The organism is Lewinellaceae bacterium (genome assembly GCA_020636135.1).
Lineage (GTDB): Bacteria > Bacteroidota > Bacteroidia > Chitinophagales > Saprospiraceae > JAGQXC01.
In genome coordinates this window covers 2,836,889-2,853,643 of sequence record JACJYK010000001.1, presented here as the reverse complement: position 1 = coordinate 2,853,643, position 16,755 = coordinate 2,836,889, and the positions used below count along the sequence as shown (strand labels likewise).

The 16,755-nt window shown below is 48.2% G+C and carries 16 protein-coding genes and 1 riboswitch; of the genes, 13 read left to right on the top strand and 3 right to left on the bottom strand.

What is annotated here, in order from left to right:
* Positions 1 to 236: 236 nt before the first annotated feature.
* From H6570_10960 to H6570_10915, 10 genes are all read left to right on the top strand, one after another.
* Positions 237 to 752, top strand: coding sequence for an RNA polymerase sigma factor (locus H6570_10960; GenBank protein MCB9319794.1), 516 nt, complete (start codon positions 237 to 239; stop codon positions 750 to 752).
* A gap of 10 nt (positions 753 to 762) precedes the next feature.
* On the top strand, positions 763 to 1,056 hold the full coding sequence (locus H6570_10955; protein MCB9319793.1) for a hypothetical protein: 294 nt from the start codon (positions 763 to 765) through the stop codon (positions 1,054 to 1,056).
* Complete coding sequence (locus tag H6570_10950) at positions 1,049 to 1,540, top strand: hypothetical protein (protein ID MCB9319792.1); 492 nt, start codon at positions 1,049 to 1,051, stop codon at positions 1,538 to 1,540. Before H6570_10955 ends, H6570_10950 begins: the two co-directional genes overlap by 8 nt.
* 73 nt (positions 1,541 to 1,613) lie before the next feature.
* Entirely contained in the window at positions 1,614 to 3,617 is a 2,004-nt protein-coding gene (locus tag H6570_10945; GenBank protein MCB9319791.1) for a T9SS type A sorting domain-containing protein, read from the top strand.
* A 148-nt stretch (positions 3,618 to 3,765) separates the two neighbouring features.
* A complete protein-coding gene (locus H6570_10940; GenBank protein ID MCB9319790.1) occupies positions 3,766 to 4,740 on the top strand; it encodes a YHYH protein in 975 nt (324 codons plus the stop codon).
* Position 4,741: 1 nt separating this feature from the next.
* Positions 4,742 to 5,299: a hypothetical protein gene (locus H6570_10935; GenBank protein ID MCB9319789.1), complete on the top strand. Its 558-nt coding sequence runs from the start codon at positions 4,742 to 4,744 to the stop codon at positions 5,297 to 5,299.
* A 98-nt stretch (positions 5,300 to 5,397) separates the two neighbouring features.
* Positions 5,398 to 7,002: a family 10 glycosylhydrolase gene (locus H6570_10930; GenBank protein ID MCB9319788.1), complete on the top strand. Its 1,605-nt coding sequence runs from the start codon at positions 5,398 to 5,400 to the stop codon at positions 7,000 to 7,002.
* A gap of 128 nt (positions 7,003 to 7,130) precedes the next feature.
* A riboswitch (SAM riboswitch) is annotated at positions 7,131 to 7,230 on the top strand.
* 230 nt (positions 7,231 to 7,460) lie between these two features.
* Positions 7,461 to 8,783, top strand: coding sequence for an O-acetylhomoserine aminocarboxypropyltransferase/cysteine synthase (locus H6570_10925; protein MCB9319787.1), 1,323 nt, complete (start codon positions 7,461 to 7,463; stop codon positions 8,781 to 8,783).
* 69 nt (positions 8,784 to 8,852) lie between these two features.
* Entirely contained in the window at positions 8,853 to 9,935 is a 1,083-nt protein-coding gene (gene metX, locus H6570_10920) for a homoserine O-acetyltransferase (protein MCB9319786.1), read from the top strand.
* A gap of 111 nt (positions 9,936 to 10,046) precedes the next feature.
* Positions 10,047 to 13,505, top strand: coding sequence for a pyruvate carboxylase (locus H6570_10915; protein MCB9319785.1), 3,459 nt, complete (start codon positions 10,047 to 10,049; stop codon positions 13,503 to 13,505).
* 36 nt (positions 13,506 to 13,541) lie between these two features.
* On the opposite strand, the gene H6570_10910 is transcribed toward H6570_10915, so the two are convergent.
* The 3 genes from H6570_10910 to H6570_10900 all read right to left on the bottom strand — a co-directional run bounded on the left by H6570_10910 (position 13,542) and on the right by H6570_10900 (position 15,005).
* Positions 13,542 to 14,339: an META domain-containing protein gene (locus tag H6570_10910; GenBank protein MCB9319784.1), complete on the bottom strand. Its 798-nt coding sequence runs from the start codon at positions 14,337 to 14,339 to the stop codon at positions 13,542 to 13,544.
* A gap of 2 nt (positions 14,340 to 14,341) precedes the next feature.
* Positions 14,342 to 14,770 (bottom strand): META domain-containing protein, encoded by a 429-nt coding sequence (locus H6570_10905; GenBank protein ID MCB9319783.1) that lies wholly within the window; start codon positions 14,768 to 14,770, stop codon positions 14,342 to 14,344.
* 85 nt (positions 14,771 to 14,855) lie between these two features.
* Positions 14,856 to 15,005, bottom strand: a complete 150-nt coding sequence (locus tag H6570_10900; GenBank protein ID MCB9319782.1) for a hypothetical protein — start codon at positions 15,003 to 15,005, stop codon at positions 14,856 to 14,858.
* Between the two features lie 125 nt (positions 15,006 to 15,130).
* Here H6570_10900 and H6570_10895 point away from each other — a divergent pair, with 125 nt between their 5' ends.
* From H6570_10895 to H6570_10885, 3 genes are read left to right on the top strand one after another with little or no spacing between them, the layout of a single operon-like run.
* On the top strand, positions 15,131 to 15,556 hold the full coding sequence (locus H6570_10895) for a thioredoxin family protein (GenBank protein MCB9319781.1): 426 nt from the start codon (positions 15,131 to 15,133) through the stop codon (positions 15,554 to 15,556).
* The gene (locus H6570_10890) at positions 15,553 to 16,548 is read left to right on the top strand and encodes an FAD:protein FMN transferase (GenBank protein MCB9319780.1); all 996 of its coding nucleotides are present in this window, start codon (positions 15,553 to 15,555) and stop codon (positions 16,546 to 16,548) included. The genes H6570_10895 and H6570_10890 overlap by 4 nt, the downstream gene beginning before the upstream one ends.
* The gene (locus tag H6570_10885; protein MCB9319779.1) at positions 16,538 to 16,750 is read left to right on the top strand and encodes a DUF4266 domain-containing protein; all 213 of its coding nucleotides are present in this window, start codon (positions 16,538 to 16,540) and stop codon (positions 16,748 to 16,750) included. Before H6570_10890 ends, H6570_10885 begins: the two co-directional genes overlap by 11 nt.
* The last annotated feature ends 5 nt before the right edge of the window (positions 16,751 to 16,755 follow it).

The following is a 16,755-nucleotide window of genomic DNA, read 5'->3' as shown; positions in this document are numbered from 1 at the left end:
TCCATGTAGAATATTAATTCCTGAAAGTTTTTAGTGGCCTCACTAGCCGGATCCTTCGCCCGGATTCGTCCATCAACCTTTTCATTGGAAGATATTACCTATAATATTTATTTATTTTTCAAATAGGTGTATCAAACGAGGGATTTGCCTGCGTTTGTCTACTAACACAATAAAATGGAGCTTTAACAACCGCAGTTTCAATCAAACAGGCTATTGATATCGATAAATTGAGGGCTTTGGAGACGGGAGAAGTCCAGCGATTTGCCCGGTGCGTGGCAGCATGGATCTATAATTTCATGCTGAGTTATGTTCAAAATGAACAGGATGCGGAAGAGTTGGTTCAGGATACCCTGTTCGGAGCGCTGGATGGCATTCATCGGTACAGGGGTGAATCTTCACTTAAAACCTGGGTGTACAGGATTGCCATGAATAAAGCACGCGATCACATCAAAGCACGCCGACGCTTGAAAAGAAGTGGCACCGTTGTCCCAATAGGTGATGTAGAACCCGGTGATTTCAGACATCCGGGTATCCTGCTGGAAAGCAAAGAAGCCATGCAATCCCTCTTTGCCGCCATCAATCAACTGCCGGAGAACCAAAAAACCGCGCTCATTTTAGCGAAAATCGATCATGAAAGCCATACGGACATTGCTGACTATATGGGAATCTCAACCAAAGCGGTGGAAAGCCTGGTGGCCAGAGCAAAATTGAATTTAATCAAGATCCTTTCGGAGGATGGACCGGATACCTAAATGAAAAACAATGGATGAAAATTTACCTGATGAACGAATCGTGAATGCATTGGAAAATGCCAGGCCGGCGGCAGCACCGGAATCAATGGTGCGAAACCTGGAGATTCAGGCTGCGCACTTTGCAAACCGGCGCAAATCGCGCTTTAGCCGTAACGCCATCTTTGGTATTGCCGCCGGACTGCTGCTTTTGATAGCTGTCAATGCTTTGCTCATACAGTACCGGATGAAAATGCCAACCCACACCTCGGTCCAGGCGACTGAGGATTACGAATTGATCCCGGTAAAATCCATCTATCATGAGTAAAGTCAGATTATTGGTACTTGTTGTGAGCATTCTCACTGTACTCAACGTCGTCTTGCTGGCCATTGTATTCTCATCGGTTATAGCAGGCAACAGGAACCCTGATGTCCAGCGTGCGCGGGAAGATCGCCAGATCCGGGAAATATTTCATTTTGACGACCAGCAAATGCAGGCATTTTTGGCCAGCAAAAAAAGGCATGGTGAGGCTATCCGGGAAGTGCAGAATCTATTGCAGCAAAGCAGTGAGCGCTATTATCTGATGGCTGATACTGACGCAGCAAAGAAATCCATCCTATTGGATTCGATCAATGACCTGACCCGGCAGATATACCTCCTTAATGACCGCCATTTTAATGAGATCCGCCAGATCTGCCGGCCGGAACAATTGCCTCATGTTGACGGACTGATCATAGATCTTCTCAGGCGGCCACCGGAATCGCGTAACCGGGGCAAAAATTCTCCAGCAAGAACTAAGGATATGAATTAATTTTTACTTGGACTTTCTTTATTCAATCATCCGCTCAGGTGGCATGTCTTCCTGGGGTAAAATTCGTAGTAAAATGAAACAACCGCACATCGCAGGTCGAAACCTGTTATTGCTGGGAATGGTATTCTGCCAACTGTCACTGTTGGCCCAAAAGAGGCATCCCGTGTCGGTCAATGGACAGCCGGTAATGCACAATCCCAGGCAATCCCGTGATAATTCACAGGGCTGTCCCGATGACCCTTACCGCTCACTTGACGGCACGTGTAACAATTTAACCCAGGGTCACGCGGAATGGGGGGCCACCGACATTCCATTATTTAGAGCACTACCCGCAGCTTATGGTCCAAAAGATCAATGGAATGCCATGGGAGGGGAGGGACGTCCGTCACCTCGTGCCATATCCAATACGCTTTGTGTACAGAAGTCTGAAATATTGAGTAAAGCAGGTCTTAGTGCGCTGGTTTTTGCCTGGGGACAATTCATCGATCATGACATCGACCTGACACCGGAAGGCCATGTCGAATACGTACCTATCCCTTTAACTGATGGTGAAACCTGGTTTAAAAGTGAAATTCCTTTTTTCCGGTCGGAAGCCTACGATGGTTCGAGAATAAATGACTTCCGGCAACAAGCCAACCTGATTACTTCCTGGATTGATGCATCGAATGTGTATGGTTCGAATGCACTCCGGGCTGCCTGGTTACGCACCCACGAACATGGCAAAATGAAGATGTCGACCGGAAACCTGTTGCCTTACAATACCCTGACCGGAGAATACAATTCTCCCATCGACCCGGACGCGCCCTCCATGGCCGGAGATGGCGGTGGCACCCTAAAGACGTTCGTTGCCGGGGATGTGCGTGCCGCTGAACAGCCAGGTCTCACTGCCCTGCATACTTTGTTCCTCAGGGAGCACAATGCGATCTGTGACCGGCTCGTAAGCCAGGGTAAACAGGATGATGAGACCATCTACCAGGAGGCCCGCAAAGAGGTAGGTGCACTGATCCAGGCAATAACCTATCAGGAATTCTTACCTGCATTGGGTGTCAGATTGCCCGGGCCAAAAGGTTACGACGACAAGATTCAGCCGGACATTGTCAATTTATTTGCAACAGCTGCTTATCGCCTTGGCCATACGATGGTTACGCCGGACCTGTGGTTGCGCGATGATCAATGTAATGCTGTAGGCGATGGCAGTGTCGATCTGGTGAGTGGTTTTTTTAATCCTCAGGTCGTGTCGAAGAATGGTATCGATGCCCTGCTGGAAGGGATGGCATTGGAAACCCAATATGAAGTGGATCCCTTCCTTGTCGACCAACTGCGCAATTTGCTGTTTGGAGATCCCACCAGTACCAGTGCTACCGGACTGGACCTGGCCAGTTTGAACATTCAGCGGGGGCGTGATCATGGACTCCCCGATTACAATACCGTACGTAATGCCTATACCGGTCGCAAGGCCAACGACTGGAAGGATATCACACGGGACAAGACTTTACAGGAAGGGCTTAAAAAGATGTATACGTCAGTGGATGATATTGACTTGTGGGTAGGTCTGTTGACAGAAGATAAACAGCAAGGGAGTTCATTGGGCAAGACACTGCAGGAAATCCTGAAAAAACAATTTGTAAATCTGCGGGACGGTGACCGCTATTTCTATAAATACGATAAATACTTGAAAAAAGAAGACCGTGACCGGATTGAAGCGACGATGCTTGCAGATATCATTGAACGAAATACCAGTGCCCGCTTTATTGATCGTGACGTTTTCCATGCTCAAAACTGCAGTGAAGTGTCCGGCGAGGTTAAACTGGAGCGACGTACCGAAGAAGAAAATGCCCATGTCATCAAGGCTTATCCAAATCCTTTTGATCAAAACCTTACGGTTGAATTGAGCGGAATTAGCGGTGAAGTAACCCTGTCTGTTTATGATGTTACCGGGAAATTGATCAAACAAGTTTTATGGCAGAATAAATCGATTGGTCAAATAAATATTTCAGGTATGCATTCAGGAATTTATGTATTAAAAATAGACAGCCAAACAGTACACGACACCATCCGTCTGTTGAAAATTAATTAACCCATGCGTTAATCCCGGATAATTTTAGGTTTTGTCAGTCCCGGCCGAAGGAAAAAGACCAAAAGGTCGACCATTCATTAGAAGCCGGTCAGTAAATAAAAATAACCTGATACGGTTTGCGATTGACTAAAACTAAAATTAGCAGGCTATGAAATTTTCGATTTATCTGGGATTGGTTTTTATTGCAATGCTGCAGCAGGCTTGCAATAAGCAACAATTAAATGACATGATGCTTGGCCAGGTGACAGGCGTTTATGGATCCAGTTCCTGTGCAGATGTGAAGGATTACGATCTTTCCCGCGGATCCTGTACCGAAACATTGGGATGGGAAAGTGAAGTGAACATTTCTGTCTCCGGGGCTACCAGGATCATTGCTTCGAATGGAATTCCCGGTCACCTGGTCGGCTTGTTTGGCAGCCAGCCGGGATCCCTGAATCCCAATGCCATTCGTGCCCAGCAGTCGACTTACCGGATCACTATGGAGCCGCAGGAAAAGGGTAGTTTGACCTGGTTGTATGATTCCTCTTCAGGACCCCGGTATTCTTTTGGGATCATGCTAAACGGTGTCGAGATGGATCCGGAAGCGGCAGAACCGTGGCCACATACACGGCCGATTAATTTTAATACCGTAAACTGGGCGTGGAACCTGGATGCCATGTCGGTGAATCTGGGACTGGATTGTAATAATGCCCATGTACAGCCTACTGGTAAATACCATTATCATGGCAGTCCCATGTTGTATCTGGCGCAATTGAATGCCTCGTCAAATAAAATGTCCCTGGTGGGGTATGCGGCAGACGGATTTCCGGTTTATTACAAATATGGTTATGCTGACGCTGACAATCCTCACAGCGGATTGATCCAATTGGCGTCCAGTTACCGGTTGAAGTCGGGTGAGCGTCCTGGTGATGGCGTTTCGGCACCTTGCGGAAAATATACAGGCATCTATACGGCAGACTATGAATATGTACGTGATCTGGGAGACCTGGATGAATGCAATGGCCGGACCGGTGTCACCCCGGAATATCCGGAAGGCACATATTATTATGTGATCACTGATATTTACCCGTTCATCAGTCGTTGTCTGACCGGCACACCTTCCAATGATTTTAAACTGCGCTAACGTGAAGAAGAAATCATTGCTCGTACTATTTTTTATGAATTATGTTCTGGCGTATTTGTTTGGTCATAATCCGATGGAGACCCACTCATTGATTCTCATTAATGATAGGGACCTGGTCGTTGATGTGGAATTGCCCTGGACTGTAAATGAAGCTGCACGGTTATACTACCAAATTCAGAAAGGTGACTTAATTTCAGATGCAGAAACGGCCTTATATTTAAAGGCATATGTGTTAAGCCATTTTCACATTATCCAAAATGAGCAAGACCTGATTCCGCTAAAGATGGAAGAAATACCTTTGGAGCATGGTCACAGTATTAAATACCGAATTGATTATCCAATAAATAAAGCCGGTAATATCATCATTGAAAATCTGAATTTATTGGAATTATTTGGCGATGATCAAAAAAACTATGTGACAGTTTTGGAAAATAAGAATCTCATGGGTGAGCGTATGTTAAGTGAAGAGGATTGTACGCTGGAAATCCCGGTTGCAATCTCATCCGGTCAATCGCTATGGTTAATTCTGAATATTTTATTTCAGTGTATTTTCTGGTAAATCTGTAGACGGGTGGGTTTTGGATTAACCTCAGTGGTTCCTGTTCACAGGCACAAGGAAATCAGGAACCATCGGCGATGAAGTCATATCTTTGATTAATGATCGATAATTTGCTCATCCGGTACTTAATCCTACTCGTTTTTATTGCTGGTCTTCAGAATTGCCGGCAGGTGAAAGACAGGGCCATGGAAGTGGTTCATGCGGTTGAGACAGACCCATCCGTTGACACTTTATCAGGAATGGCGGATCGTCTTATCCTGTTCACTCCCCAATATGGTAAGGTCCCTGCAGTAAGAAGGTGGGGTGCTCTCGCAGTTATCGAAGATGGCATTGTGAGTCGCATGAATGATCCCATTGAAAATGTGCCTCCCGGTGGTTGGGTTATCCTTGGCATGGGTGAAGCTGCCGAATGGATGAACAGGAACCTTTATCCCGGGGTGAAATTCCGGCTCGACGGGGATTCAGTATATGCCGACAGGAGCAGTGAGTCCAAGCTGGGGCAGATTCAATACTTACTGGACCTTCCTTATGGCACTCCGACCACCCGGTTTCACGATGAAGCCGAGCGTGTCCTGAGGGCCTACCAGAGCAATAGGCAGGATGTTTTGCTGGATTCCGCTTATGCACTTGCCCGTGACTATCAGTTTTCCGGAGGTCTTCCTTATTTTGGAATCCATGGCGCCTACTGGAATATCGTGGATCAGGATTCCGCGGCTATGCGACAGTCTGTGATTGAAATGGTTGGTTCCGGCATACAGGTCGTTTTTCCGCATGTAATCTATGATGGTTATGCCATTTACCCGGAAGCACATCCTGACTTGACACAGAACCCTCAATTTACCGGTTGGGATCCATTGGAATTTCTGATGAAATTATCCGGACAATATCCGATCAGCTTTGTTCCCTGGGTTGAAGTCTATTCCATCGGAAGTGCTGCGAGCCCTCTTGCTATCGAAAAAGCCGGATGGCTGGCCAGATCCAGAACTGGAAATCCAGGGAATGTATCGGAGCCGGATTCCCGTTTTTTCTGTCCTTCGGAGCCGGATTCCCGTTTTTTCTGTCCTTCGGAGCCGGCGGTAGATGCTTTTTGGATTGAAGTTTACCAGTTAATGGAAAGGCGCTACGGCATCAGAGCGATTTTGCTGGATTACCTTCATTACCCGGAAAGTGACTCCTGGCAGCAGGATTTCTGTTATTGTGACCGCTGTTCCCGTAATTTTAAAAAGGAGTTTGGTGTGGAGCCCATCGCGGTGACTCCAGAAGATACCACCATGTGGTCAAACTGGAACACATACCGCATACAACAGGTTAATCGGATGATCCGCCATATTCACGAAACCTTTCCTCAGTGGCGCATCGGCGTAGACATACTTCCGGATAAAGGAGTTTCATTGTCCAGTCGAAAACAGGATTGGCCTTACTGGAATGAACGGGGGTGGATACAGGCCCTGTTCCCGATGGACTGGACTGCGGATACCGGAGTTGTTCGTATACAGGCACACGGCATGCAGGATTATTCCCGGAGCGGGACTTTAACCATGCCGGTGGTAGCGCCCTATTTACATTACGATGCGATGACGTTACTTCAGCAAATCGATGTCATCAGTTCCGAACGTCTCGACGGATTTGTGGTGTATGAATGGGGTAGCCTGACCCCGGAAATGAAACGGGCACTAAAGATTGGCCCTTTCCGTTATTATTAAGCCATTTCTGGTGAATGATTCGCAAAAAACGGGCTAATTATTGACAATATTGAAATAATTCACTTTGATTGTTGCGCGATCCTGAAAGTGGTTGTAATATTGTACTATTGATCTTTCTTATAAGATTGAGTTTATAACGAAGGGTGGAGAGATCGGGCTCTGTGAAACCCTAGCAACCTGGAAAACCCAAGGTGCTACATCCCGCCAATAATTTTGGGCATATAAAGCAATCATTCATGTTCCACAGCAAGTCAATTTTTCCTGAAAATAAGTTGGTAAAACAGTATCCGGTTCATCCTGTGATGGCTATGGATTACTGTTGTTGTATGTAATGCCAATGCTGGTCAGTATGGCGTCCATAGAGTCCGAAGTGTCTCTGACAACCACTGGCCCGTAAGGCATGATCCTGTTAAGACTTTCAATTAACCTTTTAATAAACATTTCTAAATCAAAAAATTATGTCAAATTCCCTTCACTTTGAGACCCTCCAGCTCCATGCCGGTTATGAAGAAGCGGAGCAAACGACTCGCTCCCGGGCTGTCCCCATCTACCAAACTTCATCCTACACCTTTGAAAATTCCGAGCACGGTGCTAACCTGTTTGCACTAAAGCAGTTCGGCAATATCTATACGCGGATCATGAATCCGACGACCGATGTATTCGAGAAGCGTATCGCCGCCCTGGAAGGCGGTGTGGCTGCTTTGGCTACTGCTTCAGGCCAGGCTGCCCAGTTCCTTGCTTTAAATAACATCCTGCAGGTAGGTGATAATTTTGTCAGCTCATCCAATCTGTACGGCGGTACCTATAACCAGTTTAAGGTCGCTTTCAAAAGGTTGGGTATTGAAGCGCGCTTTACGGCCGGTGAGAAGCCTTCCGACTACGAGCGGCTGATCGATAAAAATACCAAAGCCATCTACCTGGAGTCCATCGGTAATCCAAGCTTCAATATTCCGGATTTTGAAGGCATCAGTGCAGTAGCCAAGCAACACGACATTCCTTTGGTCGTGGACAATACCTTTGGCGCTGCCGGATACCTTTTCCGTCCTCTCGAGTGGGGTGCAAATATAGTGACTGCATCCGCAACCAAGTGGATCGGAGGACACGGGACCAGCATCGGTGGAGTGATTGTTGATGGTGGAAATTACAATTGGGGCAACGGTAAATATCCGCAGTTCACCGAGCCTTCCGAAGGCTACCATGGTCTCAACTTCTGGGAGGTTTTCGGCACCGACGGACCATTTGGCAATATTGCATTTATCATCCGGGCACGCGTCGAAGGGCTGCGGGACTTTGGCCCTGCCCTGAGTCCGTTCAATGCGTTTCTGCTACTGCAGGGAATGGAGACCTTGTCTTTGCGTGTACAACGCACGGTGGACAATGCACTGGCGCTGGCCCAGTGGCTGGAAGCCCATCCTTTGGTAGATGAAGTTTATTACCCGGGATTAAAATCCAGTCCGTCTCATACCAATGCTGTAAAATACCTGCGTCATGGTTTTGGCGGCGTTTTGTCCTTCACCATCAAGGGAAGCAAGGAGAATGCAACCAAATTTGTCGATAGTCTGAAGCTGGTCAGCCATCTCGCTAATGTGGGCGATGCCAAAACTCTGATCATCCAACCTTCAGCGACAACCCATCAGCAGCTGTCCGATGAAGAGCAAAAGGCTTCCGGCGTTTTGCCTAATCAGTTGCGTATCTCTGCTGGCATCGAACATATTGATGACATCAAAGCCGATCTGGAACAGGCTTTTTCACAAGTTCATGCTGCATCAGGGGTAGCCTGATCGATTTGATAAAAAAATCCATACAGGATCCCCATTAGACATGGGGATCCTGTTCTAACTCAAACATCCATGTCAGCAAACGGAGTATCGACAGCGCAGGGAAGAAATGCGTGGAAAGCGAATGTGACGGCACCGATTCAGTATTTTGATCTGAAAGAGCGGTTCGAACTGGAAGGAGGAGATTATTTGCCGGAGTTGCGAATTGCCTATTGTACCTATGGCAAACTGAATGATCGTGCAGATAATGTAATTTGGATTTGTCATGCCCTGACTGCGAACTCAGATCCCCAGGATTGGTGGAACGGCTTCTGGGGTCATGGCCGTCTCTTTGATGCTGAGCAGTATTTTATCGTGTGCGCCAATATCATCGGATCCTGTTATGGTTCTACCTGCCCTGATCATCTCAATCCGGAAACCGGAACCCGTTATGGCAGTACTTTTCCCCTGATAACCATCGGTGATGTGGTCCGGTCCTTCCGCAAACTCAGAGACCACCTTGGTATCAGCCACATCGGGCTGATCCTGGGAGGCTCCATGGGAGGACAACAAGCCTTGGAATGGGCTGTGCAGGAGCCTGAGGCGATGAGCCATCTGTGCGCGATCGCCACGAATGCCTACCATTCTCCCTGGGGTATCGCCTTTAACGAAGCACAGCGACTGGCAGTGACAGCTGACCCTACCTACCTGCACGAAAGCCCGAATGCCGGAGAAAAAGGACTGATCGCAGCCAGATCGATAGGCATGATCTCCTACCGGAATTTTCAGACCTACCAGCTATCTCAAAGTGACATCGTCCCGGTCCTTCAGGATCACCGTGCGGCAACCTATCAGCGCTATCAGGGTCAGAAGTTGAGTAATCGTTTTACTCCCCTGGCTTACCTGTCCCTCAGCAGGACCATGGACAGCCATCACCTGGCGCGTGGCCGGGAGAGCCTGGCTGCCGCTCTGGCCTCCATCAAGGCCAAAACATTGGTCATCGGTATCGATACCGATATTCTCTTTCCGTCCGCCGAATTGGAGACGATGGCAAATGGTATTCCGAAAGCCCGATTTGAACTGATCCATAGTGATTATGGTCATGACGGGTTTTTGCTGGAATACGATGTTTTACACCCATTGATTCTTAACTTTATGCAAAATAGCACCTCCTGAGCCCGGTGCTTACTCAGAGAAAAAACGAAGGGTATCTTCCTTACCTTTCAAACATTTAATTTAGCCCTGGCCAAGACCAAAGAATCGTAAATCGTAGAATCCGTGAAACAAATGGGACCCGAGAAGAGAAAATTTAAGAGGTTATTGGTCGCGAATCGTGGTGAGATCGCTATACGCATCCTTAGGGCTGCTTCGGAGCTGAACATCGAAACGGTTTCGATCTATACGTTTGAAGACCGGTACAGTCTGCACCGGTACAAAGCGGACAAAGCTTACCAGGTAGGCAAAGATGATGATCCGTTGCGGCCGTACCTGGATATTGAAGAGATCCTGCGCATTGCTAAGCTCTGCCGTGCAGATGCCATCCACCCGGGCTATGGCTTCCTCAGTGAAAATGTTCAATTCGTCAAACGCTGTCAGGAGGAAGGGATCGCATTTGTGGGGCCCGCGGCGGAAGTCATGGAAAATGTGGGTGATAAGATCGCAGCCAAACGGCTGGCACAAAAAGTGCAGGTGCCCATCATTGAGGGCAAGATCTCTTCCCTCGATGACCCCAAAGAAGCCATTGAGGCGGCAAAGCAGATTGGTTTTCCAATCATTGTCAAAGCAGCAGCTGGAGGTGGTGGTCGCGGAATGCGTGTGGTAAGGTCGGCAGAGGATTTGACTGCTGCCCTGGAAACGGCTAAACGCGAGGCAAAGACCGCATTTGGTGACGATACCGTATTCATTGAAAAATTCATCGAGAACCCCAAGCATATTGAAGTTCAGCTCCTGGGTGATCACCACGGAAATCTGGTACACCTCTTTGAGCGCGATTGTTCCGTTCAGCGCAGGTATCAGAAAGTGGTGGAGATAGCGCCGTCACTGACGATCATTCCGGCTACTCTTGAGAAAATTTATGATTACGCCATTCGCATAGGGCAGGGGGTGAATTACAATAACGCCGGAACTGTCGAGTTTTTGGTCGATCAGGATCAGTCCGTTTATTTTATCGAGGTAAATCCGCGGATCCAGGTCGAACATACTATAACCGAGGAAATAACCGGAATCGACCTGGTACGTTCCCAGATCCTGATAGCCCAGGGGGTAGCACTCAATGACCCCCAGATCGGTATCTACAATCAGGCATCGATCCATAAGGAAGGCTATGCGATCCAATGCCGGGTAACCACGGAGGATCCGTCCAATGAGTTCAAGCCTGACTACGGAAGCATCATCGCTTACCGGTCTCCAGGAGGTTTTGGCATCCGTCTGGATGCCGGATCTGCCTATCCGGGCGCCATCATCTCTCCTTTCTTTGACAGTCTGCTGGTCAAGGTTACTGCCAGTGGCAGGACGCTGGCAGACGCGGCTGACCGGCTGCACCGGGCATTGCGTGAATTCCGCGTCCGGGGCCTCAAAACCAACATTGGTTTTCTGCTAAACCTACTTAAGGATGAAACCTTCCGACAGGGTGCGGCCACGGTCAATTACATCAGGGAACACCCGGAATTGCTCGAACCACCCAAATGGCGTGACCGGGGCACAAAAATGCTTAAATACCTGGCCGAGGTCATTGTCAACGGTAATCCGGATATCAAGGGAGCAGATCCAACTAAAACATTTCTCAAACCTAATGTCCCGGAAACCTCCCGGAAGCGTTTCCCGGAAGGAACCAGGGATATCCTGAAAAAGCTGGGCAGGGAGGACTTCCTGAAGTGGATCAGGGATCAGAAAACCATTCAGTACACGGACACCACTTACCGGGATGCCCACCAGAGCCTGCTGGCTACCCGGATGCGTACGCAGGACTTACTGGAAGCGGCAGAAAATTATGCCATGATGCACGGGGGAGATCTGTTTTCTGTAGAAATGTGGGGCGGCGCCACCTTCGATGTGGCCATGCGGTTTTTGCGGGAGGACCCCTGGCAACGATTACAAAAGTTGCGTCAGGCCATGCCCAATGTGTTGTTGCAAATGCTGCTCAGGGGGTCGAATGGCGTAGGCTATTCAGCCTATCCCAACAATCTGATCGAGCGTTTTGTCATCAAAGCATGGGAGAACGGGATTGACGTATTCCGCATCTTTGATTCGTTAAACTGGCTGGACGCAATGCTCCCCAGTTTGCGTACTGTGCGCGAAGAAACAGATGCGCTGGCAGAGGTTTGCATGTGTTATACCGGTGATATCCTTGACCCGGAACGCAAGAAATTTACGTTGCAGTATTATCTGGACCTGGCTAAAAAGATCGAAGATGCCGGCGCTCATCTGCTGGCAATCAAGGATATGGCCGGCCTGCTCAAACCATTGGCTGCGGAACAACTGATCAGCCGTTTGCGGGAGAGTATCGACATTCCCATCCACCTTCACACCCATGACACCTCTTCCATCCAGGCAGCCACTTATCTTAAAGCCATTGATGCCGGAGTGGATATCATCGATGTGGCGATCAGTTCGATGTCGGGGCTCACTTCCCAGCCTAATTTCAATGCTGTCGTAGCGATGCTTAATGGCCACCCGCGCGAAAAGTCAATGGACCTGGACTCACTCAATCAGTTTGCCGATTACTGGGAAGGAGTACGTACTTATTATTATCCATTTGAGACGGAGTTAAGGGCTGGTACTGCGGAGGTTTATGAAAACGAGATCCCCGGCGGGCAATACTCCAACCTGCGACCCCAAGCCAGAGCGCAGGGACTGGAAGAGAAATTCCACATCATCAAGAAGAACTATCGCATTGTCAATGATTTGTTCGGTGATATCGTCAAGGTTACTCCATCCTCCAAAGTGGTTGGTGATATGGCCTTATTCATGACGGCAAATAATCTTACAGCCGAAGACATATTGACCAAGGGCGAAAGCCTGGCCTTTCCCCAGAGTGCTAAAGAATTGATGCGGGGTGACCTGGGACAAATCGAAGGAGGATTTCCCAGGAAAATTCAGAAGATCATCCTGCAGGGGGAGAAACCGTATACTGAGCATCCGAATGCGCATCTCAAACCCATCGATTTTGATGCCAGCATGGAGGCTATGAGAGCCAAGCTGGGTGAAGAAGTCACCGAACTGGACCTGCTGTCCTGGCTGTTGTACGATAAGGTCTTTGAGCAATATTATGAGCACATCAACCGATTTGGAGATGTGTCCAAGATACCTACCCTGCCGTTTTTCTATGGACTGAAGGCGAACGAGGAGATCATGGTAGAGCTTGGCGAAGGAAAGCAGGTGATCATCAAGTTCCTCAATGTAACCGAAGCCAATGAACAGGGCAATCGCCTGGTGTTCTTCCGGCTGAATGGTCAGGCGCGCGCCATCGAAGTAAACGACAAGTCACTGCACAAAGAAGTCAAGCGAAACCGCAAAGCCAGTGGCGCTAATCAGATCGGAGCTCCATTGCAGGGCAGTATTGCGAAGATTCTGGTCAAGCCGGGAGATGAAGTAGATTTGAACACACCGCTCTTTACCATTGAAGCCATGAAAATGGAATCGACCATTGCGGCGCCCAGGCCGGGCAAAGTGAAAGAAGTATTCCTGGATGAGAAGACCCTGGTAGAACAGAATGACCTGGTGGTTGAAATGGAATACCCTGCTTAGCCGGAACAAACCGCTGTCGTTGGGATTTAAGATTTATCAGTCTGCCTTCCTGAAAACTATCAGGGTTTGGTCCGGGTTAGAGAGTGTTAACCGGTTGTTCGCGATCTGGTAAGAAGTAGATGACTCTAAAGCCCGTACAAATTGCTGTTCCAATTCCTGCCCCCTGGGACACATCATTCTGGTGGTGGCAATCTTGATAAACCGCAGCTTGCCTTTTTCGTAAAAAATGCCGCCGTTCATCCGGTTACAACCGGTCGATCCGGAAAATGTATTTTCAATGCTGTTTATCTCCAGCATAGGCAGTTCCCTGCCAAAATCCGAACTACTCATTGGTTTACCATTCAAACGTTCCAGCACCCAGATATCCTGAAGCCGGTAATCGGTAAGGTAATGACCACAGCCTTCCAGGGTCTTCGCGTCATTTTCTGCGGTGTTTTGGTATTGGACGCGTACAGTGTATGGTGAAGAGTCTCCGGACATCGCATCGGCGCATATCCTTTGGCTGATCTCAATGATCACATCCCGTGATTCGGCATGGATATCATAGCGTTTGATGTTTTGGTCTGCCGCCAGCACAGGTTCTGGTGTCAGAGTTTTGAGTGAGTCATCCATCCATTTAACGGAAATGTTCCGATCACTCATCGTAAGACTCCACACGGGTTCATGACCGGAAGCCTGAAAATAAATTTGCTGTCCTTCACCATCTGCTGTGATACCAGGGGTGATGATTTTCGTAGTGGTCGTATCCTGCTGCTCTCCGGAATCAGCCTGTCCGGGGCCATTGCAGGATAAGGTTATCAGGATCAGTGTAGTGGTGATCAGGATTTCTTTCACGATCAAAGGATTTTCTTGAAACGGAGTATTGTGACATCGTCCAACTTCAAATTAAGTTTGCCATCCGGAGAGAAGCTGTATGCATTAACCTTTTGCATCATGGAAATAAATTGCTTTTCTCCTTCACCGCAATAGCGCATGGTGGTAGGGTAGGGATCACTAAAGGACAGGTGATTCCGCTTGGATTTGAACGGAGCAGAATAGCCATTACAGCTATCAGTGCCTACCGCTCTTTGGGTTGTCCGGTCAAAGGTTATCTGAGGTTTCTGGTCCGGGAAAAGTCCTTCAAAAGCAATACGTGGTCCGGAAATATAGTCCAGTTCCCAGGTGTGCCCGTATAAAGTATAAGCACCCTTATTTTTAGTGGTGGAACATGAGATAAAGATACCCAGATATAGTGCAAGCATTGCAAAGCATACTTTGTAGTTCATACGAGATTTTTAATGGTATAAACAGATTGCGGGGTCAGCCAATCTGCATTTCAAATGGCATTAGCCAAATGAAAGAATAGACTAGTTAAGGATAATCCGGGTTTTTCGCAAGGATCGGCGGCCTAAAATCAGGATCTGGTTCGCGTCGGGGTAAACGATACCGGCTGCCATGCAGCAGTTGTTCGGACCCGGATAATTCCTGTTCAGCACGTGTATTTTGGGTTCGGGTACGCATTTTCCAAGATTTGTTGAGTACAGAAAGACATTCTGCAACTTATTAGGGTTGAATGGTGGTATAGTTTTATTGAACAGCAAAATCTGACCATAATGCATGTAACACCCAAAGCAGTTATCAGAGGGATGGCGTTATTTGCCGGCCTTTTTTTCCAGTTATCCTGGGCGTCCGGACAAAATTGGCTTACCGACCTCAAGGATGCCGAATCGGAAGCTGCTAACCGCAATTGCCACATCATCCTGGTCTTCCAGGGCTCCGATTGGTGTGCTCCCTGCATCAAACTTGACCGTGAAATATGGCAATCGGACGTGTTTAAAAAATATGCCGATGAGAAAGCCGTGCTTTTAAAGGCCGATTTTCCACGCAAATCAGCCAATCAACTATCTCCGGCTCAACAAAAGAAAAACGAAAGGCTGGCCGAAGAATATAACAAACAGGGCTTCTTTCCGCTGGTCGTCGTCCTGGATCCCAAAGGTAAAGTCCTGGGTACCACCGGCTATAAAAAGACATCACCCGAAGAATACATCGAAATACTCGATTCTTTCAAATGAAAACGAAATCCCTCCTCCTGGTGGTCCTGTCTGCATTGTCGACGGGGCTGTCGTCGCAAGCCATTTTCAACCGTACGATGAAGTTGATGGGCAGCCGATTTGATATTACCGTGGTTGCCGGTGACTCGGTGCAGGCTGATGTGTACATTGACCTTGCGGTGAAAGAAATCAGCCGGATAGAGAAATTGATATCTTCCTGGGACCCGGCTTCGGAAACGTCCCAGATCAACCGCAATGCCGGCAAAGAACCGGTTCAGGTGGATAAGGAACTGTTTGATCTCATCAAGCGCTCTATGGCCATTTCCAGATTGACGGACGGCGCTTTTGACATTACCTATGCCTCCATGGACAAGATCTGGAAGTTCGATGGGTCCATGACCGAAATGCCGTCCGAAGAGGCGATCAAAAACTCGGTGGCTCGGGTTGGTTTTGAAAAAATTATACTGGACGAGGCAAATCACTCTGTCTTCCTGCCTGAAGAGGGTATGAAGATCGCCTTTGGAGCCATCGGCAAGGGCTATGCAGCCGATAAGGCTAAAAAACTCCTCTCAGATTATGGCGTAACTGCAGGAATCATCAATGCTTCAGGGGATATGAATACCTGGGGCAACCAACCGGACGGAGAGGACTGGAAAGTGGCCATCACCAATCCTATGGATAAAGGCAAGGCATTTGCGCTGGTACCGCTCAAGCAGGGCGCTGTCGTAACTTCCGGTGATTATGAAAAATACGTGGTGTTTAATGGCATCCGGTACACTCATATCATCGACCCCAAGACAGGGTATCCTGCTCATGGCATCATCAGTTCTACGGTCTTTGCGCCAAGTGCGGAATTGGCGGATGCACTGGCGACCTCACTTTTTGTCATGGGTGTCGACGTAGGCATTGCACGCATCAATCAGCTACCCCATGTCGAATGCATACTGATTGACGAGGATGGTAATATCCATACCTCGGATAACATAAACATCAATAATCATCATGAAAATTAAAGCACTGGCTTTATTCGGATTATTTATGCTGGCCACCTCCTGTGTCACAGTCAAGGAATACCAGAAGGTAAACCTGAACGACCCGGATATGGCGCTGAGTGATCGTAAAGACAAAAAATTTCAAACCAGTTTCCAGGTTTACCGTGAAGGCGCCTCCGGTGCCAACGGCGGAAAAAGTGGTGGTGGTTGCGGATGCAATTAAGGAGA

Coding starts and splice junctions, on each gene's coding strand:
- H6570_10955 (MCB9319793.1), top strand. CDS start 763: ATGGATGAAAATTTACCTGATGAACGAATCGTGAATGCATTGGAAAAT.
- H6570_10950 (MCB9319792.1), top strand. CDS start 1,049: ATGAGTAAAGTCAGATTATTGGTACTTGTTGTGAGCATTCTCACTGTA.
- H6570_10945 (MCB9319791.1), top strand. CDS start 1,614: ATGAAACAACCGCACATCGCAGGTCGAAACCTGTTATTGCTGGGAATG.
- H6570_10940 (MCB9319790.1), top strand. CDS start 3,766: ATGAAATTTTCGATTTATCTGGGATTGGTTTTTATTGCAATGCTGCAG.
- H6570_10930 (MCB9319788.1), top strand. CDS start 5,398: ATGATCGATAATTTGCTCATCCGGTACTTAATCCTACTCGTTTTTATT.
- H6570_10925 (MCB9319787.1), top strand. CDS start 7,461: ATGTCAAATTCCCTTCACTTTGAGACCCTCCAGCTCCATGCCGGTTAT.
- metX (MCB9319786.1), top strand. CDS start 8,853: ATGTCAGCAAACGGAGTATCGACAGCGCAGGGAAGAAATGCGTGGAAA.
- H6570_10915 (MCB9319785.1), top strand. CDS start 10,047: ATGGGACCCGAGAAGAGAAAATTTAAGAGGTTATTGGTCGCGAATCGT.
- H6570_10905 (MCB9319783.1), bottom strand. CDS start 14,770: ATGAACTACAAAGTATGCTTTGCAATGCTTGCACTATATCTGGGTATC.
- H6570_10900 (MCB9319782.1), bottom strand. CDS start 15,005: ATGCGTACCCGAACCCAAAATACACGTGCTGAACAGGAATTATCCGGG.
- H6570_10895 (MCB9319781.1), top strand. CDS start 15,131: ATGGCGTTATTTGCCGGCCTTTTTTTCCAGTTATCCTGGGCGTCCGGA.
- H6570_10890 (MCB9319780.1), top strand. CDS start 15,553: ATGAAAACGAAATCCCTCCTCCTGGTGGTCCTGTCTGCATTGTCGACG.
- H6570_10885 (MCB9319779.1), top strand. CDS start 16,538: ATGAAAATTAAAGCACTGGCTTTATTCGGATTATTTATGCTGGCCACC.